At 72.1% G+C, this 19,360-nt stretch carries 19 protein-coding genes and 1 pseudogene; 10 read left to right on the top strand and 10 right to left on the bottom strand.

The genetic code is table 11. The features are described 5' to 3' along the window. Positions 1–106: 106 nt before the first annotated feature. Positions 107–550, top strand: coding sequence for a nitroreductase family deazaflavin-dependent oxidoreductase (locus ACIRA5_RS44275; RefSeq protein ID WP_403701494.1), 444 nt, complete (start codon positions 107–109; stop codon positions 548–550). A gap of 117 nt (positions 551–667) precedes the next feature. Here the strand turns inward: ACIRA5_RS44275 and ACIRA5_RS44270 are convergent. Beyond that, positions 668–1,024: pseudogene (locus tag ACIRA5_RS44270) on the bottom strand (hypothetical protein); the annotation flags it as partial. Between the two features lie 105 nt (positions 1,025–1,129). On the opposite strand from ACIRA5_RS44270, the gene ACIRA5_RS44265 reads away from it, so the two are divergent. Further along, entirely contained in the window at positions 1,130–1,447 is a 318-nt protein-coding gene (locus tag ACIRA5_RS44265) for a DUF4235 domain-containing protein (RefSeq protein WP_079064799.1), read from the top strand. 44 nt (positions 1,448–1,491) lie between these two features. Here the strand turns inward: ACIRA5_RS44265 and ACIRA5_RS44260 are convergent, their stop codons facing one another. From ACIRA5_RS44260 to ACIRA5_RS44250, 3 genes are all read right to left on the bottom strand, one after another. Then, on the bottom strand, positions 1,492–1,884 hold the full coding sequence (locus ACIRA5_RS44260) for a VOC family protein (protein WP_403701491.1): 393 nt from the start codon (positions 1,882–1,884) through the stop codon (positions 1,492–1,494). Positions 1,885–1,956: 72 nt separating this feature from the next. Continuing rightward, positions 1,957–2,418: a pyridoxamine 5'-phosphate oxidase family protein gene (locus ACIRA5_RS44255; RefSeq protein ID WP_403701487.1), complete on the bottom strand. Its 462-nt coding sequence runs from the start codon at positions 2,416–2,418 to the stop codon at positions 1,957–1,959. Next, positions 2,415–3,182: a TetR/AcrR family transcriptional regulator gene (locus ACIRA5_RS44250; protein ID WP_403701688.1), complete on the bottom strand. Its 768-nt coding sequence runs from the start codon at positions 3,180–3,182 to the stop codon at positions 2,415–2,417. The genes ACIRA5_RS44255 and ACIRA5_RS44250 overlap by 4 nt, the downstream gene beginning before the upstream one ends. A gap of 129 nt (positions 3,183–3,311) precedes the next feature. Here ACIRA5_RS44250 and ACIRA5_RS44245 point away from each other — a divergent pair, with 129 nt between their 5' ends. Together ACIRA5_RS44245 and ACIRA5_RS44240 are read left to right on the top strand one after the other, a co-directional pair. Then, on the top strand, positions 3,312–4,805 hold the full coding sequence (locus ACIRA5_RS44245; protein ID WP_403701484.1) for an APC family permease: 1,494 nt from the start codon (positions 3,312–3,314) through the stop codon (positions 4,803–4,805). Positions 4,806–4,817: 12 nt separating this feature from the next. Then, the gene (locus ACIRA5_RS44240) at positions 4,818–6,485 is read left to right on the top strand and encodes an amidohydrolase (protein ID WP_403701481.1); all 1,668 of its coding nucleotides are present in this window, start codon (positions 4,818–4,820) and stop codon (positions 6,483–6,485) included. A 61-nt stretch (positions 6,486–6,546) separates the two neighbouring features. Here ACIRA5_RS44240 and ACIRA5_RS44235 read toward each other — a convergent pair whose 3' ends face one another. Continuing rightward, complete coding sequence (locus ACIRA5_RS44235; protein WP_403701478.1) at positions 6,547–8,268, bottom strand: fatty acyl-AMP ligase; 1,722 nt, start codon at positions 8,266–8,268, stop codon at positions 6,547–6,549. A gap of 348 nt (positions 8,269–8,616) precedes the next feature. On the opposite strand from ACIRA5_RS44235, the gene ACIRA5_RS44230 reads away from it, so the two are divergent. Further along, the gene (locus ACIRA5_RS44230; protein WP_403701476.1) at positions 8,617–9,921 is read left to right on the top strand and encodes a PucR family transcriptional regulator; all 1,305 of its coding nucleotides are present in this window, start codon (positions 8,617–8,619) and stop codon (positions 9,919–9,921) included. Positions 9,922–9,924: 3 nt separating this feature from the next. Here the strand turns inward: ACIRA5_RS44230 and ACIRA5_RS44225 are convergent, their stop codons facing one another. Next, positions 9,925–11,469 (bottom strand): oxidoreductase, encoded by a 1,545-nt coding sequence (locus ACIRA5_RS44225; RefSeq protein WP_403701473.1) that lies wholly within the window; start codon positions 11,467–11,469, stop codon positions 9,925–9,927. Positions 11,470–11,692: 223 nt separating this feature from the next. Here ACIRA5_RS44225 and ACIRA5_RS44220 point away from each other — a divergent pair, with 223 nt between their 5' ends. Both ACIRA5_RS44220 and ACIRA5_RS44215 read left to right on the top strand, forming a co-directional pair. Continuing rightward, a complete protein-coding gene (locus ACIRA5_RS44220) occupies positions 11,693–12,055 on the top strand; it encodes a DUF1304 domain-containing protein (RefSeq protein WP_403701470.1) in 363 nt (120 codons plus the stop codon). Continuing rightward, positions 12,052–12,606 carry a TetR/AcrR family transcriptional regulator gene (locus tag ACIRA5_RS44215; protein WP_067360187.1) on the top strand — a complete coding sequence of 185 codons (555 nt, stop codon included), beginning with the start codon at positions 12,052–12,054 and terminating at the stop codon, positions 12,604–12,606. Before ACIRA5_RS44220 ends, ACIRA5_RS44215 begins: the two co-directional genes overlap by 4 nt. Positions 12,607–12,626: 20 nt before the next feature. Here ACIRA5_RS44215 and ACIRA5_RS44210 read toward each other — a convergent pair whose 3' ends face one another. Continuing rightward, the gene (locus ACIRA5_RS44210) at positions 12,627–13,493 is read right to left on the bottom strand and encodes a hypothetical protein (RefSeq protein WP_403701467.1); all 867 of its coding nucleotides are present in this window, start codon (positions 13,491–13,493) and stop codon (positions 12,627–12,629) included. A gap of 157 nt (positions 13,494–13,650) precedes the next feature. Continuing rightward, complete coding sequence (locus tag ACIRA5_RS44205) at positions 13,651–14,607, bottom strand: GlxA family transcriptional regulator (protein ID WP_403701464.1); 957 nt, start codon at positions 14,605–14,607, stop codon at positions 13,651–13,653. A gap of 69 nt (positions 14,608–14,676) precedes the next feature. On the opposite strand from ACIRA5_RS44205, the gene ACIRA5_RS44200 reads away from it, so the two are divergent. Further along, entirely contained in the window at positions 14,677–15,627 is a 951-nt protein-coding gene (locus tag ACIRA5_RS44200; RefSeq protein WP_403701461.1) for an NADP-dependent oxidoreductase, read from the top strand. A gap of 46 nt (positions 15,628–15,673) precedes the next feature. Here ACIRA5_RS44200 and ACIRA5_RS44195 read toward each other — a convergent pair whose 3' ends face one another. Beyond that, positions 15,674–16,780 (bottom strand): NAD(P)-dependent alcohol dehydrogenase, encoded by a 1,107-nt coding sequence (locus tag ACIRA5_RS44195; protein ID WP_403701458.1) that lies wholly within the window; start codon positions 16,778–16,780, stop codon positions 15,674–15,676. A 32-nt stretch (positions 16,781–16,812) separates the two neighbouring features. Next, a complete protein-coding gene (locus ACIRA5_RS44190; protein WP_403701455.1) occupies positions 16,813–18,270 on the bottom strand; it encodes an aldehyde dehydrogenase family protein in 1,458 nt (485 codons plus the stop codon). Positions 18,271–18,375: 105 nt separating this feature from the next. On the opposite strand from ACIRA5_RS44190, the gene ACIRA5_RS44185 reads away from it, so the two are divergent. Both ACIRA5_RS44185 and ACIRA5_RS44180 read left to right on the top strand, forming a co-directional pair. Next, a complete protein-coding gene (locus ACIRA5_RS44185; RefSeq protein WP_403701452.1) occupies positions 18,376–18,813 on the top strand; it encodes a MarR family winged helix-turn-helix transcriptional regulator in 438 nt (145 codons plus the stop codon). 164 nt (positions 18,814–18,977) lie between these two features. After that, positions 18,978–19,358 carry an anti-sigma factor antagonist gene (locus ACIRA5_RS44180; RefSeq protein WP_403701449.1) on the top strand — a complete coding sequence of 127 codons (381 nt, stop codon included), beginning with the start codon at positions 18,978–18,980 and terminating at the stop codon, positions 19,356–19,358. The last annotated feature ends 2 nt before the right edge of the window (positions 19,359–19,360 follow it).

The following is a 19,360-nucleotide window of genomic DNA, read 5'->3' as shown; positions in this document are numbered from 1 at the left end:
GAGTGGAGCTTGCGCTCCCGCGGGCCGGGTGCGGATGATTCGCGTCCGCGCTGGTGTTGAATCGAGCCGAGACAGGATCAGCACGAGCGACGATGGGACGGAAGTCATGCCTCTCGAGGGTGAGTACGAACCCAGCCCGGCACAGTGGGTGCGCGACCAGGTGGAGCTGTACGAGGGCTCCGGCGGCACCAAGGGGAACACGCTCATGGACACGGGACTGCCGGTCATCATTCTCACGACCCTGGGTGCCAAGAGCGGCAAGATCCGCAAGACCCCGCTGATGCGGGTCGAGCACGACGGACGGTACGCGGTGGTCGCCTCGCAGGGCGGCGCCCCCAAGCACCCGGTCTGGTACTTCAACGTGCAGTCCGATCCGCACGTGGAGCTCCAGGACGGCGCCGAGCGCCAGGACATGACGGCGCGTGAGGTCACGGGTGAGGAGAAGGCCCAGTGGTGGGAGCGCGCGGTCGCCGCGTACCCGCCGTACGCCGACTACCAGAAGAAGACGGACCGCCAGATCCCCGTCTTCGTGCTGGAGCCGACGGACTGACCGACCCTCACAGAAGATCCGTCCGACCGGCCCGGGCAGAGATTCCGTCCGACCGACCCGGACTGGGATTCCGGGAAATGGGTGCGCATGATCCGTCGCGCCCCGGGCACCCGTGCCTCAGGCCCCGCCGCGCTCCCCCGTCGCGGCGGGGCTTTCCGCTGCCACGTGCCCGCGCCCCGTGGCCTGTGCCGCACCCGCGTCGGTGACGTCCAGGAAGATCTGGTCGGCCTCCGCGACGGTGTGGGCGATGGAGAGCTGGTCGCGCGCGTCCCGGCCGAGCCAGTGGGCGACGCCCACGAGGAGCGCCCCGATGGCGAGGGAGGCACAGGCCTCCCCCACGACCTGGCTGGTGACCATGTGCAGCACCATGCCGGTGATCGCGAGCAGGACACCGATCACGGCGGTGCCGTCCTCGGCAACCACCGTACGCAGGGCGGGGTCGCGCATCCCGCCCGCGCCGCCGCCCTGCCTGCGCGGTTTCCCCTGGGTGCCCGCCTCACACTTCGGCGTACACCCACGCCCTCTACCCCGCGCCCGGATTCGGTGGCACCGTCGGCCTCGACCAAGAAGGAGGACCAGGTGTCCAAGAAGGTGTCCAAGAAGCCGAGGAAACTCAAACTCCCCCTCGCCTACAAGCCCCTCGGCTTCGCGCTGGGCTGGGCGAGCGGCGCGCTGGCCGGGATCGCCTTCCGGGCGACCTGGAAGGCGATTCGGCACGAGGAGGACGCGCCCGACGCCCTGGACAAGGACCGCGGCTGGGGCGAGGTGCTGCTCGCCGCGGCTCTTCAGGGCGCCTTGTTCGCGGTGGCGCGCAGCGCCGCGGACCGTACGGGCGCGAAGGCCGTCGAACGCTCGACGGGGGTCTGGCCGTCCTCGGACAAGGGCGGACGGGACTGAGGACCGGCGACCCGCGCGGGAGCGGCCTGGCGCGGGTCGGGCGGTCAGCCCTGTTTGGGTGTGGTCGACGGCACGAGGCGCAGGGTGAAGGAGTGTCCTGACGGGTCGGCGTAACCGCGTTCCTCGAACGGACCGGACGGGTCCTTGGTCTCGATCGGGCGCCCGCCGAGGCCGACGATCCGGCGTTCCGCCTCGTCCAGGTCGGCCACCTGGAAGTCCAGGTGTACCTGGAGGGAGTTCTCGGGACGCGGCCAGCTGGGCGGCGTCGCCGTCACGTCGAGGCGGAACGCCATCCGGATGCCGTCGACGCCCCTGATCTCCACCCGGTTCGCGGTCGCGTCCGTCTCCTCGGCCTCGATCAGCTCGCTGTAGAAGGCGGCGAGCTTCTCGGGCTCGGCGCAGTCCAGCACCACGACGCCTGCGGTGACCAGTGCCATGTGTCCTCCGTACGGGTTCCGGGCGCGGGCGGCGGCCGCCCGCCGTGTTCCCGGTTACCCCGTAGGACGGATTCAGTCCGCCGCGAGCCACTCCCCGTCGCGCATGAGGTCGCGCCCGGTGAGTTCGTCGGCCTCGCGCCAGGCCTGCACGCGCCGCGGGGTGACACGGAAGTAGAGGTACGCCGTGGTGAGTCCGCGCGGGTCGAAGCCGGTCTTCTCGGCGAAGGCGTCGCCGGCTCCGTCCGCAAGCGCGGCGGGTTCCAGCGCCTCGGCGGTTCCCTCGACGAGCACCACGTCGCGGGTCGGGCCGATGCCCAGGCGCACCTTGCCGGTCGCGCGCAGGTTGCGGCCGGTCGGACTGGCGGCGGGGGTGGCGAGCAGCAGGGTCGTGCCGTCCCAGAGGAAGGACAGCGGGATCAGGTACGGCGTTTCCCCGGCGCCGTCGGCCGTGGACACCCAGCAGTCGACGTCGTTCTCCAGCCGGTGGAGGGTGTCGTGCTTGCGTTGCTTCGGGGAGCGGGCGGGCGGGTTCATGGGCGGGCGGACTCCTGGTCTTCTGCTCGGGCAGGGGAAGGACCGGCGTGACCGGCGCGCTCGCTGACCTCTTCGAGGCGGGCCGCCGCCGCGGTCAGCAGCATGTCCAGCGCCACCGGATAGGCGCTGTGGCGCATGTCCAGCAGGAGATGGCGGGCGGTCGCCGCGATGTGCGGGTGGGTGTCGGCGGGCAGCCGGGCGTACGTCGCCCGCCACACGCCCGCCTCCGCGTCGCGGGCGGCGCGCGGAAGCGCCAGGCTCGCCGCGTCGAGGGCGGCGAAGGCCAGGGACTGGTCGACGAAGGCGTGGTAGATCCGCACCGCGTCCGGGTCCGGGAAACCGGCTCGGCGCAGCACGCCGAGGATGGTCTCGACGGCCTCGATCTCGTGGACGCGGCCGGTGACGCGGTAGGAGCTGAGCACCGCGGCCTGCGGATGCGACAGCGCCCCGGCGTGCATCCGCAGACCGAGATCCCGCAGGTCGGCGCGCCAGTACCCGGCGGGGCGCCAGGTGCGCAGCGTGCGGCCGATGAGTTCGTCGGCGATGGCGAGGAGCAGGTCGTCGGTGTCACGGAAGTATCGGTACAGGGCGGTCGGGTCGGCGCCGAGGGCGAGGCCGAGGCGGCGGACGGTGAGGGCGTCGGCGCCGTGCTCCTTGAGCAGCCGCAGCGCGGTCTCGACGATCAGGTCCTCGGAGAGCACGACTCCGGTCTTGGTGGGGCGCCTGCGCCGCCGGGCGGCGGGCGGAACGACGCGGTCGTTCATGGACGTCATGGACTCTCCCTCCGGTGCGGGCACCTTATGTCAACAGCGTTGACCTGTTAAGGCCTCGGGCAGTTTCATTTCCGGTCATCGGGCCGGAATCAGGCCCCCTGGGTGCGATCGGAGCAGGCCATGACGCAGCAGCCCTACGGTGAGGACCCCCCGTCCCTGCGCAAATCGCTCGGCGTCGTGGACGGCGTCGCCATCGCCGCCTCCAGCACGGCGGCGACCACCAGCATCGGCATCGGGCTGGGCGTGACGGCCGGCGTGGTCGGGCTGCATCTGCCCGCCATCATGCTGCTGGCGTTCCTGCCGATCCTCGGGATCGCGGGCGCCTACAGCCGGCTGAACCGGGTCGAGCCGAACGCGGGCAACGGCTATGTGTGGGTGGGCCGTTCGCTCACCCCCTGGCTCGGCTTCCTCGTCGGCTGGGTGAACATCGTGGCCACGGTGGCGTTCCTCGCGTACACCACGGCCGTGACCGGCTCGGCGATGCTCCAACTGGCCGGTGAGGCCGGGCTGCACACGGTGGCGGGGCTGGCGCTGGACCCGGGTTCCACCGCCCAGACGACCGCGGTGGGCATCGTGGTCCTCGTCGCCGTCACCCTCACCGCGGTCACCGGGGTCAGGACCGCGGCCCGGCTGCAGAGCGGGCTGCTCGTCTTCGAGTACGTCGTGCTGCTGGGCTTCTGCGGCTACGGCATCGTCACCGGTCCGCACCCGTTCCGGCTGAGCTGGTTCGACCCGTTCGCGATTCCGTCGGCGTCGGCGCTGGCGCAGGGGCTGCTGCTGTCGGTGTTCTGCTACTGGGGCTTCGAGGCGGCGTTCACCGTGAACGAGGAGGTGCGCGACCCGCGTGACGCCTCACGGGCCGGGCTCATCACGCTGGTCACCATGCTGGGGCTGTTCCTCCTCGGCTCGATCGCCTTCCAACGCGTGCTGTCCGAGCAGGAGTTGGCCGGGCACGGCGCGCAGGGGCTGGCGTTCTTCGGTGACCGGCTCGCCTCCCAGCCGCTGGCCGCGTTGCCGCTGGTGGCCCTGATGTTCTCGGCCGTCGCCTCGCTGCAGGCCGGGGTGATCCCGACGGCTCGCGGGATGTTCGCGATGAGCCGGGACCGTACGCTCGGACCGGTGTGGTCCAAGGTCAGCGTGCGGTACGGGACTCCGGCGATCGGAACGCTGCTGATCGGCGCGCTGGCGACGGTGGTCGCCGCCCTCGCCCTGGTGATTCCGCGTCTCGCCGACATGATCATGGCGACGGTGAACGCGGTCGGGATCGTCGTCGCGCTGTCCTACGCGCTCACCGCCCTCGCGGCCTCCGCCCGCTTCCGGGGCCTGTTGCGGGAGGACTGGCGGCAGGGGATACGGGCCGTGGTCCTGCCCTCCTTGAGCGCGGCGGCCCTGCTCGCGCTCGGCGGCTATCTCGCCTGGTCCTTCTACACCTCCACCGACCACTTCGAAGTCAGCGCGGACAACGGCTGGTTCCTGCTGCTCACCCCCGCCCTGATGATCGCCTCCGGTTTCCTGGCCGCCGCGTGGGCGAAGTGGGTCCGTAAGTCCCCCTACTTCCGTACGGGACACGGCACCGACGCCGACGCACCCCAACTGCTGGCCACATCCAACTAAGGAAAGATGCACATGCACGCCGATCTCCTCTTCACCGGCGGCCCGGTCCTCACCCCCGGGAACCACGAGGGTCCCGGGGGTCCCAGGCGCCCCGAAGGCCGCGGCGCGACAGCCGTCGCCGTCACCGGCGACCGGATCACCGCCGTCGGGAACTCCGAGGTCCACGACCTGGTCGGCCCGAAGACGGAGGTGGTCGACCTGGCGGGACGGCTGCTCCTGCCGGGCTTCCAGGACGCCCATGTCCACCCGGTCCCTGCGGGGCTGGAGCTCAGCCAGTGCGACCTCACGGGGGCGAAGACCGCCGAGGAGACCCTCGCCGCCGTACGGGCCTACGCCGACGCGCACCCGGAACGGGAGTGGATCACGGGCGGCGGCTGGTCCATGGAGGCCTTCGCGGGCGGTACGCCGACCAAGGAGCTGCTGGACGCGGTCGTACCGGACCGGCCGGTGTATCTGCCGAACCGGGATCACCACGGCGCCTGGGTCAACAGCCGCGCCCTCGAGCTCGCGGGCGTCACCCGGGACACGCCCGACCCGGCCGACGGGCGCTTCGAGCGGGACGCCTCGGGCGAGCCGAACGGGATGCTCCAGGAAGGGGCCATGCACTACGTCGGCCGGCACACTCCCCGGGCCACCGCCGCGGACCGGCTCGCCGCGCTGCTGCGTGCCCAGCGGGAGCTGCACGCGCTCGGCATCACCGCCTGGCAGGACGCGCTGGTCGGCGCGTTCGTGGGGATGGAGGACCCGTCGGACGCCTATCTGACGGCCGCCCGCGACGGTTCGCTGACCGCACGCGTCGTCGGCGCGCTGTGGTGGGACCGGGAGCGTGGGGCCGAGCAGATACCCGAACTCGTCGAACGTCGGGCCGCGTTGAGCCAGGGCCGGTTCCGCGCGGGCAGCGTCAAGCTGATGCTGGACGGGGTCGCCGAGAACGGCACGGCCGCGCTGCTCGACCCCTATCTGGACCGGTGCGGCTGCGCCACCGCGAATCGAGGGAAGAGCTTCATCGATCCGGCTCGACTTCCGTCCTATGTCACCGAGTTGGACGCGCTCGGCTTCCAGTGTCACTTCCACGCGCTGGGCGACCGGGCCGTACGCGACGCCCTGGACGCCGTGGAGGCGGCGCGGAGGGCCAACGGGCGAAGCGACACGCGTCCGCACCTCGCCCATCTCCAGGTGGTGCACCCCGATGACGTACCCCGCTTCGCGCGTCTCGGTGCCACGGCCAACATCCAGCCCCTGTGGGCGGCGCACGAACCGCAGATGGACGAGCTGACCCTGCCCTTCCTCGGGCCGGAACGCGCCTCCTGGCAGTACCCGTTCGGGGCGCTGCTGCGGTCCGGGGCGAGGCTCGCCGCGGGCAGCGACTGGCCGGTCAGCAGCGCCGACCCGCTTCAGGGCATCCACGTCGCGGTCAACCGGGTGGCCCCGGACGGGACCGGGCCGGTGCTCCTGCCGGCCGAGCGCATCGACCTGACGGCCGCCCTCATGGCGTACACGGCGGGCTCGGCGTACACCAACCACCTCGACGACACCGGGAGCGTACGGGCCGGGGCGCTGGCCGATCTCGTGGTGCTGGACCGTGACCCGTACGCCGGCCCGCCGGAGGAGATCGCGTCCGCGAAGGTCGCCCTGACCTATGTGGGGGGTGAGCGCGTCCACGCGGCGTCGGGAGCCTGACGCCCCATGCGGCAGTACGAGTGCGGTCCGGCCTCCGGGCCGTACGCCGTACGCGTGGGGCTCACCAGGGATCGAACCCGCCGTCGAGGAAGCGGGCCCGGCAGGCCGCGCGGGCCACCTTGCCGCTGCTGGTGCGGGGCACGGAGCCGGGCGGGACGAGCAGCAGTGCGGCGAGCCGCAGTCCGTGGCGGGCGAGGATTGCGGCGCGTACGTCGCGTTCCCTCGCGCGGGTCTCTTCCTCGGTGGGGTCGATCTCGTGGCGGTGCTCGGCGACCACGACGAGTTCCTCGCCCGTGTCGTCGGCGCGGGTCACGCCGAAGGCGGCCAGCCGGTCCCTGCGGACGAGGTCCATCGCGCTCTGGACGGTCTCCTCGATGTCCTGGGGGTAGTGGTTGCGTCCGTCCACGATGACCACGTCCTTGAGGCGACCGGTGACCAGCAGCCGTCCGTCGAGCAGAGCGCCGTAGTCGCCCGTGCGCAGCCAACCCCCGGGGTCGCGCAAGGTCCGGTCGGCGCGCTTCCAGTAGCCGCGCCCGATGTTGGGGCCGCGCAGCTCGATCTCGCCTATCCGCCCCTGCGGCAGCGCGGCGCCCTCGGCGTCGACGATCCGCACCTCCTGGCCGACGGGCGCGCCGCAGGACACGAGCACGGCCGCCGCGCCCGTCAGGTCCTGTGCGCTCTCGATCCGCCCCTCGGCGAGCGCGCCCGCGTCGCACGCCACCGTCGTGGGCTCCGCCGCGGGCGCGTCCGTCGTCACGAAGACGGTGGCCTCGGCCAGTCCGTACGCGGGACAGTGCGCCGCCGGGTCGAGGCCCGCGGGTGCGAAGGCGGCACGGAAGCGGTCGATGGTGCCAGGCCGCACCGGCTCGCCGCCGTTGATCAGGGCGCGGACGCGGTCGAGGCGCAGCTCGTCGGCCACGGTGGGGTCGGTGCGGGCCACGCAGTAGTCGTACGCGAAGTTGGGGGCGGCGCTGATCGTGCCGTCGTACGCGCTCAGCAGGCGCAGCCAGCGTGCGGGGTTCTCCAGGAAGGCCGCCGGGTCCATCAGGACGGAGGGGAAGCCGCCGAGGACGGGCGCGGCCACGCTGAGGACCAGGCCCATGTCGTGGAAGAGGGGCAGCCAGCCGACGGTCGTGGTGGCGCCGGGATCGTCGAGGTCGCCCGCGAACGCGTCGATGGCCTGGCGGGCGTTGGCGACGACGTTGGCGTGGCTGATCATCACGCCCGCGGGGTCCCGGGTGGAGCCCGAGGTGTACTGGAGATAGGCGATGTCGTCGGGGACCGGCGCGGACTCGACCTCGTCGAAGGCGAAGCGCTGGAGGGGGAGCCGGTCGACGGGGACGACCGGTACGACGGGCAGCGCGTGGTCCAGGACGAAGGCGTCGACCGCGGTGACGGTGGCCGAGTCGGTGAGCACGCAGCCGGGTTCGCAGTCGGTGAGGACGGCCGCCAGTGCGCCCGCGTGACCGGGGAGCCGGGGGCTGAAGAGCGGTACGGCGATCACGCGTGCGTAGAGGCAGCCGAGGAAGGCCGCCACGTAGTCGAGTCCTTGGGGCATGAGCAGTGCGGCCCGGTCGCCGGGGGCGGCGAGTGTCACGAGCCGGTCGGCGACGGCGCGGGCGCGGGCGTCCAGGGCCCGCCAGCCGAGGGTGCGGTGCTGTCCCGGGGACGCCGTGTCGGGGAAGTCGACGTGACTGAAGGCGCGTTGCTGCGGGCGGTGGCGGGCCCAGTGCCGCAGGTGGTCCGTCAGTGGTGCGTCGGCGGGCGGCCGGGCGGGGGTCATGGGGTGGCTCCAACTCGAGGGGGCCGTGGGGCTGTTGCCCGGCGGGGTGGGCAGGCAGGGGGGACGGGCCCAGCGTCCGCCGAGGGGTGCCGGTCGGGTTAGACGAGGTGTTGACAGTTCGTCACCCGGCTTCTGTCAGTCGGCTGACAAAAGACCGGGCCTCGACTCGGCGTCCGGGGCCGAGTCACGGGGGCTCCGGGCCGCCGACCGTCCGTGCCGTCGGGTCCCCGTTGTCGCCGAGTGACAATCCACACACCCACGTCTGTCCGCCGTTGACGGGGCGCGGCTCGTTACTTGCCGGTATCGTCTCCCAGCCCCCGACCGCGCCCGCAGAAGGGAGCCGCAGCGATGACCGGATTCCACACCTCGAAGAGCGAGGACGCGGACCGCGGAGCCGTCGAGGCGACACACTCCGTGGCGGACGCGACGGACGCGGGGGCCGCCCAGGAGACGGGCGACGAGCCCAACGGCCCCTTCAAGGCGATCCCTTCGGGCCTGCACCACCATCTCCGGCCGTTCTTCACCGACATCAGGGAAGAGGTCGTACGGGCGATCAAGACCGAGATCCCCGAGTACGCGCGCCCGACGGACGACACGTACATGCAGGTCGTCCAGCGGGGTGTCGAGCACGCCCTGCAGGGGTTCCTGGAGCGGATGGCGCAGCCGGACACCGACGGGGAGCCGGTGAAGGAGACCTATCGGCGCATCGGGCGGGGCGAGGCGGACGAGGGGCGCAGTCTCGACTCGTTCCAGTCCGCGCTGCGGCTCGGCGCGCGGGTGACGTGGCGTCGGATCAACGCGCTGGTCGACGCCGAACTGCTGCCGCGCCATGTGCTGGCCGCCTTCGGCGAGGCGCTGTTCCTGCATCTGGACGAGATGGCGGCCGCGACGACCGCGGGCTACACGGAGGCACGGCTGCACCGGGCGGGCGAGTTGCAGCAGCGGCGGGCCCGTCTCCTCGATCTGCTCACCGCCGATCCGCCGGCGTCGGCCGAGGCGATCAGCGAACTCGCGCACACCGCGGGGTGGCCGGTGCCCAGCGCGCTGGCGGTGGTCGCGATCGACCGTGGCCCGCGGCCCACGGCGGCGGCCCGGCCCATCGTGCCGCCGGAGTTCCTCGCCCGGTTCGACGTCCAGCCGGCCGTCCTCGTCGTGCCCGATCCGGAGGGGCCGGGGCGGTCGCGGGCGGTCCGTGGGGCGCTGCACGGGTTACGTACGGCGATGGGGCCCACCGTGGCGCTGCACGAGGGCGCCCGGTCACTGCGCTGGGCGGCCGAGGCGCTGGAGCTGGTGCGGCGGGGCATCCTGCCCGACACGGAGATGGTGCGCTGCCAGGAGCACCTGGCCACGCTCCTGCTCTTCCGGGACGAGGCGTTGGTGGACGCGATGGCCGAACGCCGGCTGAGCCCGCTGGACCGGATGCGCTCGCCGCAGCGGGAGCGGCTCGCCGAGACGCTGTTGACCTGGCTGCAGAGCGGCCACAACGCGAGTGAGGTGGCGGCGCGGCTCGCCGTGCACCCGCAGACGGTCCGCTATCGGATGCGGCAGCTGGACGAGTTGTTCGGCGAGCGGCTCCACGATCCGACGGCCCAGTTCGAGATGCAGCTCGCGCTGCGGGCGCTGACGCTGCGGCGGGCCGCCGGGGCCCGGTGACGGTCACGCCCTGCGGAGTGTGCGGTTGGCGCCCGCGGCGGCCGTCGTCGCGAGCAGCCAGCCGAGGCAGACCAGGACCGCGGCCGCCCACTGGAGGCCGCCGCGTGGGCTGAACGCCTGTTCCTGCCCGAAGTCGACGAGCGGCAGTACCAGGTCGAAGGTGTAGATGGCGGCCTGGAAGCGGGGCGGCTTGCCCGGGTCGACGGGCTGCGGGGGCCAGCGGGTGAACAGCAGGATCCCGCTCAGCACGATCGCGCACAGCCACCAGACGGCGCGCATCGGCAGATAGCCGTAGCCGACGGTGATGTCCTGGAGGCCGCTCCACACCCGCCCCGGCCACGGCAGGGTGGTGCGCAGCCGCCGCTGCTTGGCGAGCAGGACCGTACGGGCGTCGCCGTCGTGCCCGTGCTGGCGGTAGGCGGCGGCCAACTGCTCGTAGGGCTGTGGGGTGAAGCCCTCGGGGTCGCGGGTGAGCAGGGGAAGCCGTTGCGCGGCGGGGAGTTGGGGCAGCAGGCTGTCGTAGACCACGCCCTCCATGCGCAGCGCCGTGGGCCAGCTCTCGGGGGTGCCGCTCAGGACGGTGACGCGGGTGTGGCTGAGGTCGACCGTGCCGCGTACGGGTGCGCGAAAGCGCATGTCGAGTTCGGAGGCGGTGGAGCGGCGGCTGAGGAGGGCGGGCTGTCCGACGGGGGCGTCGATGAGTCCGTCCTTGAAGCAGAACCGGCTGCGTACGGTGACGCTGCTCATCGAGAGCCGGCCGCGCGCGGTGAAGCCGTCGCAGAGGTTGAACTCGGCGCCGACGTCTATGCCGTGGGCGCGCAGCGCGGGCCCGTGCTCCGCGGTCAGCGAGGCGTCCTCGAACAGCGCGCCGCCACCCACCCGGGCGTCGCACAGATCGACCGTGCCCTCGGCGACGAGGCCGCCGCGGCAGTTCAGGTCGCCCCCTATGTGCAGGCGGTTGGCCTTCAGCGCCATCCCGGACGGGTTGCGCAGCTCGGCGCGCTTGAGCACGACACTGCCTCGTACGGAGGTGTCCCGCAGGTCGGTGCAGCCGTCGACGCGCAGGCCCGAGCCCGCCTGGATGTCCCCTCCGACGGTGGCGCACAGCAGTTGCAGCGCGCCTTCGCCGCGGCGCTCGCCGTGCCCGGTGAGCCGGCTGTCCTCCAGGTGCAGGGTGCCGCCGATCGAGGCGCCGTAGAGATCGATGGGGCCCGCCACCCGGCACCGGGTGAGTTCGCACTGCCGGCCGATCGTGACGCCGACCGCGGAGAGCCCGGGCAGCTCGCAGTCGCGGAGCTCCAGCGCCCCCAAGGAGGCGCCGTCGAGGCAGGGGACCTGCTCGAAACGGCAGGAGCGCAGCCGTAGCGTCCCCGCGACGAACGCCTCGGCCAGGTCGAGTCGCCCGGTGATCCGTACGTCCCTGAGCCTGAGCCTCGGCAGGTGGCCCGGTTCGGCGGGCGGCGGCGCGAGCAGCAGCCGGCGCACCACCGACGCCCGGACCTCGCCCCCGTCCGCGTACCACTCCCCCCTGCGGAACGCGGCCCACATGCCCCGCTCATTCCCGCTCCAACCACCCGGCGCGAGGCTGCCCGACACGTCGACTCCCCCTACGGCAACGGAAAACGCAGCATCGCTACCCCAGGGGGCGCACGGGGCAACCTGAAGCGCCCCGTGACTTCCTGGACAGCCGTCCAGCTATAGTGGACACCTGTCCAGGAGACATCTGTCCAGGAACACCGTGGACAGCCGTGTACGAGGGAGCTTGCTGACGATGGAGACGGTCGCGAACGTGCTGGTGGGCCTGGTGGCCGCACTGCACGCGTACATACTCGTGATGGAAATGTTCCTGTGGGAGAAGAAGCCGGGGCGCGGCCTGCACGGCTTCGACCCGGAGATGGCCCGGGCGACCGCGCCGATGGCCGCCAACCAGGGGCTCTACAACGGGTTTCTCGCGGCGGGCCTGGTGTGGGGGCTGATCGCCGCCGATCCGACCGGGTTCCGCGTCCAGGTCTTCTTCCTGGTGTGCGTCGTGGTCGCCGGGGTGTACGGGGCGCTCACCGCCAACCGCCGCATCCTCTTCGCGCAGGCCCTGCCCGGCGCGCTCGCCCTCGCCGCCGTCTTGCTCGCGCAGTGACGCCCGAGGACCCGCGGGCCGCCCGCACCCGCGAGAAGCTGCGCCGGGCGCTCCTGGCGGAGTGCGCCGAGCACCCGCTGGAGGAGGTCGGCGTCGCCGCGCTGGTGCGGCGGGCCGGGGTCGGCCGGGCCACCTTCTATGTGCACTACGCCGACCTGGAGGCGCTGGCCGTCGACGCCTGCGCCGATGTCGTACGGGAGGCCGTGGAGGCGCTGCACGCGTGGCGCGGGCGACCCGACCCGGTGTCCGCGCCGCCCGCCCTGCTCGCGTTCTTCGCCGACCTCGCCCCGCACGCCGGTCTCTACCGCGCGCTGCTCAGCCCGGGCGGGGGCGGCCCGCTCGGGCACGTCCTCCATCGCGACCTGCGCGCCCGCAGCCTGGCCGAGCGCACCCTCGCGGGCGCCGCGGACGCCCCGCTGGTGGCCTCCGCGGTCGCCGCCACGTTCGCGGGGGTGCTCGCCGACTGGCTGCACGGACTCCTTGAGGGCACCCCGGAGGAAGTCGCCGACCAGGTCTGGCAGTTGCTGGTCGCGCTGCACATGAGCCGCTGACCCCGCTCCCACGGTTCACTTCACTGGCAGCCCACCGTGTCCTTCGTCGCGGGCCACGCCTCCACCCCGTCGGGCGTGCGGACGTAGGCCGTCATCCTGTCGGGCGTCAGCCAGAGTTGCCAGTCGCCGCGGCGATATCCGGTGTCGTGCGCGCCGGCGGGCATGCGGACGTCCCCCTCGTACGCGGCGGTGAGCAGTCCGCTCCCCAGTACTCCGCGCGGATCACGTGCGTACATCCGGCCGGCCTTGCCGTCCTTGCCGTCGCCCGCCGAAAGGAAATGCGCGCTCTGCCAGCCGCACTGCTCCGCGCCCACGGAGCTGCTCAGCACGGTGGTGGGCACCCGGCGACCCGCGCGATCGGTCCAGATCTCGAATTCCGTCGAGTCGGTGAAGCTCGCCGGGAGTTCGGCCGGATCACAGGAGGCACTGGTCTCCGGGCCCCAACCGGGGCGCTGCGGCTGGTCCTTGGCGACCACCACGGCGACCTTGGTCCTGCCGTCGACGTCGTACGAGAAGAGGACTCGGTCGCCTTGCCTGCGCTCCATCCGGTAGCCATGGTCGGGGACTTGGGGCTGTTCCATGTCGAAGTACGCGCTCAGTCCCTCTTCGGGTGTCGTGCCGCCGTCACCCTTGCTCCACGCGCCGCCCCCGCTCCCCTCGAAGATCTCGCCGTCGCACTCCAGTGCCCGGCCCGCCGCGCCCGAAGCCGCCTCGGCCTCGTGCGCACTACCGTCGGCGCTCTCCTTGAACGGCAGGTCCAGCCGCCCGGCGTACGGCGTTGCCGGGGGCGTACCGGTGACGACGAGGTCCTCGCGCACCCCGTCGTCGTCGCACCCCACCGCCGCCAGCCCCACCAGTGCCACCGCCGCCATGATCCCTCTGCGCATCCCCGCCCCCTGTTCGACGAACGCTCGCCGTCCCTCCTCCGACGCACGAGGGACCGTGATCGTTCGCACGGGGGCGGTGAGGGCTCGCGCGAGGAAGGGTGAGCGATCGTACGAGGGAGGGTGAGCGATCGTACGAGGAACGGCGACCGTCCGTCGCTCAGCGAGCCGCCTGGAACGTGCGCCGGTAGGCCCCCGGCGAGACACCGATCGCCGCGTGCAGGTGCTGACGGAGCGAGGTGCCCGTCGCGAAACCGACCTCGCCGGCGATCTGGTCCACCGAGAGGTCGCTGGACTCCAGCAGATGGCGGGCCCTGACGACGCGCTGCTGGATGAGCCAGCGACCGGGGCTCATGCCCACCTCGTCGTTGAAGCGGCGGGCGAAGGTGCGCAGGCTCATGCGGGCGTGTCCGGCGAGATCGGCCAGGGTCAGCGGGTCACCCAGTCGGGCGAGGGCCCACCCACGGGTCGCCGCCGTGCTGGTCGCCGCCGCGTCCGGCACGGGTTGCTCGATGTACTGGGCCTGACCGCCGTCGCGCCAGGGCGGCACCACACAGCGCCGGGCCACCTTGTTGGCGAGCTCACTGCCGTGGTCATTGCGCAGGATGTGCAGACAGACGTCGACGCCGGAGGCGGCACCGGCGGAGGTGAGGATCGTGCCGTCGTCCACGAAGAGCACGTCCGCGTCCAGGAGCACCCCCGGGAACAGGCGCCGGAACGCGTCGGCCACCTGCCAGTGCGTGGTCGCCCGTCGCCCCTCCAGGAGACCGGCCGCCGCCAGCACGAAAGCGCCCGTGCAGATGGAGACGATGCGGGTGCCCGGGCGGATGAGCGCGAGCGCCGCGGTGACCTCGGCGGAGAGCTCCGCGGTCACGGCGGCCGGGTCGATGGCGGGGATCACCACCGTGTCCGCCGTGCCCAACACCTCGGGGCCGTGCTCGACGGTGACCGAGAAGTCCGCGTTGCAGCGCACCGGGCGACCGTCGACGGTGCAGGTCAGCACCTCGTACCGGCCGTCCGCGGCGCCGAAGATCCGGCTGGGGATGCCCAGCTCGAAGGGGTAGACGCCGTCCAGTGCCAGGACGACCACGCGCTCCACACGCTCCACTCGACTCATGGCACGATCCTATCGAAGGTTGGCAATCTTGCCATTTCGCGGAGCGCGCCGGCCCGGCACGCTGTGTTCATGAGCACTACGAACACGATGCGCGCGATCAGTCAGGACGTCCTCGGCGGGCCCGAGGTACTCAAGGAAGTGGAGACCGAGCGGCCGACCCCCGGGCCGAGCGAGGTACTGGTGCGGGTGCGGGCGGCCGGGGTCAACCCGACCGACTGGAAGCACCGGGCGACGGGCGGGTTCCTGGGACAGCCGCCCTTCGTCCTGGGCTGGGACGTCTCCGGAGTGGTGGAGGCCGTCGGCGTCGGCGTCACCCTGTACGAGCCCGGCGACGAGGTCTTCGGCATGCTGCCCTACCCGTTCGGGCACGGCTCGCACGCCGAGTACGTCGCCGCGCCCGCCCGCTCCTTCGCGCCCAAGCCGGCCGGGATCGACCACACGGAGGCGGGCGCCCTGCCGCTGGTCTCGCTGACCGCCTGGCAGGCGCTGGTCGACACGGCCGATCTGCGGCCGGGGCAGCGGGTGCTGATCCACGCCGCGGCCGGCGGCGTCGGGCATGTGGCCGTGCAGATCGCCAAGGCGCGCGGCGCATATGTGATCGGCACGGCGAGCGCGGGCAAGCACGCGTTCCTGCGCGGCCTCGGCGCCGACGAGCTGATCGACTACCGGGAGACCGACTTCACCGAGGCGGTCCGCGACGTCGATGTCGTCCTGGACACGATCGGCGAGGAGAACACCTTCCGTTCGCTGCGGGTGCTGCGCGAGGGCGGGATCGTGGTGTCGATCCTGCCGATGGGGTCGCAGGAGCTCTACAAGGAAGCCGCGGCGCTCGGTGTGCGGGCGGCGCGGATGCTGGTGGAGGCGGACCACGCGGGCATGCGGGCGGTCGCGGACCTCGTCGACGCGGGCAAGCTGCGCGCGACGATCGCCGGGACGTTCCCGCTGGCCGATGCCGCTGAGGCACACGCGCTCGGCGACACCGGCCGGACCACGGGGAAGCTCGTGCTCACGGTCGACTAGAAGGCGAGTACGGGTTGTCGCCCAGAAGGCGACCACAGGTTGTCGGCTAGAAGGTCAGTACGGGCTTGATCGTCTTGCCCGCCTTCATGTCCCGCACCGCCTGCTCGATGTCCGCGAACGGATAGTGGCTGATCAGGCGGTGCAGCGGGAGCCGCCCCTCCTTCACGAGCTGGACCAGCGCGGGGATGAAGGTCTGGGTCTCGCCGTCCCCGAGGGTGAGGCCGACGATCCGCCTGCCGGGGATCAACCCGTTGACGTCCAGGGCGACTTCGGTACCGAAGGGCGGGGCGCCGACCACGACCAGGGTGCCGCGCGCGGCGAGCGCGTCGGCGCCCTGGCGCAGTACGGCGACGCTGCCGGTGGTCTCGACAACACCGTCGGCACCGTGACCGTCCGTCAGCAGCGCGACGGCCTCGCCGAGGTCGGCCTCGCCCGCGTCGATCGTGTGCGTCGCACCCAACTCCTTTGCCAGGATGAGGCGTTCGGCGACCCGGTCGACCGCGATGATCCTTGTGGCGGGGGTCAGGGCGGCGGCCATCACCGCGGACAGGCCGACCGCACCGGCGCCCAGCACGACGAGGGCGTCGCCGAGCCTGGGCTTCAGCACGTTCCAGACCGCACCGACCCCGGTCTGCACCCCGCAGCCCAGGGGGGCGATGGACTCCAGCGGCACATCGGGGTCGACCTTCACCAGGCTGCGCGCGTCGACCAGCGCCCGCTCGGCGAAGGAGGACTGCCCGAAGAAGTGTCCGCCGAGCGGGGTCCCGGCGCGGCTGATCGTGCTGGTGCCGTCGGCGCGCCGGCCGCCGATGAGGTTCAGCGGCAGCCAGGTGGCGCAGTAGGCGGGGTGTCCGTCGCGGCAGTTGTGGCAGCCGCCGCAGGAGGTGAAGGACAGGACGGCATGGTCGCCGGGGGCGACGCCGGTGACGTCCGGTCCGACGGCCTCGACGACGCCCGCTCCCTCGTGGCCGAGGACGCCGGGCAGGGGGAAGGGCAGACCGCCGCTCGCCACACCGAGGTCGGTGTGGCACAGGCCGGTCGCCACCATACGGACGAGGACTTCACCGGAGCCGGGCTCGTCGAGTTGGACATCGGCGAGCGTGAACGGCGCGCCTGAGGACTCGACCACGGCCGCGCGGGTGGGGGTGGACATCGTACGAACTCCCTTTGGTGATGGTGCGCGGTTCAGTCGAGCGAGACGACGACGGACTTGACCTTGGTGTAGGAGGCGAGGGCCTCGGGCCCGTACTCCCGGCCGAAACCGGAGTCCTTGACCCCGCCGAAGGGGACCGCGGGGTCGAGCATCGCCCAGTCGTTGATCCAGACGATGCCCGCCTGGAGCCGGTCGGCGACGCGGTGCGCGCGGGTGAGGTCGGTGGTCTGGATGCCCGAAGCCAGGCCGTACGGGGTGGAGTTGGCAAGTTCGACGGCCTCGTCCTCGCTGTCGAAGGGCTGGACGGTGAGGACCGGGCCGAAGATCTCCTCCTGAATCACGCGGGAGTCGTTCGGCAGGCCCGCGAGGACCGTGGGCCTGTAGTAGTAGCCGCCGTTCAGGTCGAGCCGCTCACCGCCGCAGACGATGCGGGCGCCCTCCTTGCGGGCCAGTTCGACGTACTCCTCGACCTTCCGGAGATGCTTCTCCCCCGCCATCGGACCGACGACGGTCTCGGGGGCGCGGGGGTCGCCGACCGGGACGCCGGGGACGGCGTCGGCGAGGATGTTCAGCAGGGTGCTGTACACCGAGCGTGCCACCAGCAGCCGCGGGCCGCCCATGCAGAACTGCCCGGTGTTGAAGACGAATCCCTTGATGACCGCGCCGACCGCCTTCTCCAGGTCGGCGTCCTCGAAGACGACGTGGGCCGCGTTGCCGCCCAGTTCCATGGTGACCGGCTTGAGCGCCTCGCCCGCGACGCTCGCGGCGTGCCGGCCGACGGCGGTCGAACCGGTGAAGGCGAGCTTGTCGATGCCGGGGTTGCGCAGCAGGGCCTCGCCCGCGACCGGTCCGCTGCCGGTGACGACGTTCACCACACCGTCCGGGACCCCGGCCTCCTGGAGCAGGCGGGCCATGTACAGGGCGCTGAGCGGGGTCTCGTCGGCGGGCTTGTGCACCACGGTGTTCCCGGCCGCGAGAGCCGGGGCGAGCTTCGAACTGGAGAGGATCAGCGGGAAGTTGAAGGGCGTGATCGCGGCGACCACGCCGAGCGGTCCCCGGCGCGTGTAGGCGAAGGCGCCCAGCGGGGTGTCGCGGGTGGCGCCGTCCAGGGTCTGGGCGAGCGCGGCACAGTACTCGTACTCGTCGGCCGCCGTGAGCACGTCGACGGGGCGGCACAGGGATATGGGCTTGCCGACGTCGAGACTCTCCAGGGCGGCGAGCTCGTCGGCGTTCTCGCGGATGAGCTCCGAGACGCGGTGCAGCACCCTGCCCCGCTCCCGTCCGCTCAGACCGGCCCAGGGGCCGTGGTCGAAGGCCTCCCGTGCGGCGCGTACGGCGGCGTCCACGTCCGCCGCACCCGCCTCGGCGACCGTCGTGACCACCTGGCCGGTGGACGGGTCGATCACGTCCGTACGCGCTCCGTCGGCCGCCTCGCGCCACTGTCCGCCGATGAACAGCCGCCCGGGCCCGCTCTCGAAGGTGGTCGTCATTGCCCACTCCTCAGCCTTGATCGGCAAGATTTCAACCAACAGGATTCCTGTTGGTCCGCAGTCTCATTACGGACAGGTTTCCTGTCAATGCCTTAGGCTGAACCCATGGTCGGCACCCAGGTAACGAAGGCACCTCCATCCCTGCTCTACATGGTCAAGCAGGTAGAGCTCGTCGTGCGCTCCCACCTCGACGAACTGGTGAAGCCGGCGGGGATCACCGCACTGCAGTACACGTCACTCACCGTGCTGGAACGACACGACGGCCTCTCGGCGGCACAGCTCGCGCGGGACTCCTTCGTGACCGCGCAGTCGATGGCCGACCTGGTGCGCTCACTGGAGAACCGCGGACTGATCCGCCGCGAGCGCAATCCGCACAACCGGCGCGAGCTGCTGATCCTGCTCACCGACGAGGGGCGCGAACTCCTCGCGCGGTACACCGACGCGGTACGTGAGCTGGAGGAACGCATGGTGCGCGAGCTCAGCGCACACCAGAGGGATCAGTTCCGCCAGGCTCTGTCCAAGGCGTGGCACGCTCTGTCGTGATCCGCGTGGCCGACCCGAGGGGCGACTCACCCTCCAAATCACAGACATATGTCAATCGAACATGCTGGAATTCACTCCAACGAGGGTAACTTGCAGAGCAGGGAACGGTTTTGCGGGCCCTGCCGCCAGGAGTGGGTCAGCAGCCGGTTGGAGGCGATGTCGCCGTGACGTACGACCCCGCACCGCCCACCCCCCATCTGCGCGTCCGCCTGGACCGGGGTCACACGGTGCTGGAGCTCCACGGGGAGATCGACATCGTCGCGGCGCTGGAGATCACGCCGTACCTGGACGCCCTGACGGGTCATCCGGAGCCGCAGATCGTGATCGACCTGCGGCCCGTGGAATTCTTCGACTGCTCCGGGCTGCGCCTGCTCTACCGCGCCAGGAGCCGCGTTCTCGACCGGGGCGGCCGGCTGCACCTGATCTGCACCCGGCCGCTGACACTGCGCGTCCTCAAGGTGACCGGCCTGGCCAAGCTCCTGCCGCCCTCGGCGTCGCTGGACGCGGCGCTGGGGCAGCCGGAAGCCACGTCGGGCACGTTATGACC

Origin of the sequence: Streptomyces sp. NPDC096311, assembly GCF_044763085.1 — a bacterium.
Lineage (GTDB): Bacteria > Actinomycetota > Actinomycetes > Streptomycetales > Streptomycetaceae > Streptomyces.
The sequence above is the reverse complement of the archived record's forward strand: the minus strand, read 5'-3'. Positions and strand labels throughout refer to the sequence as shown.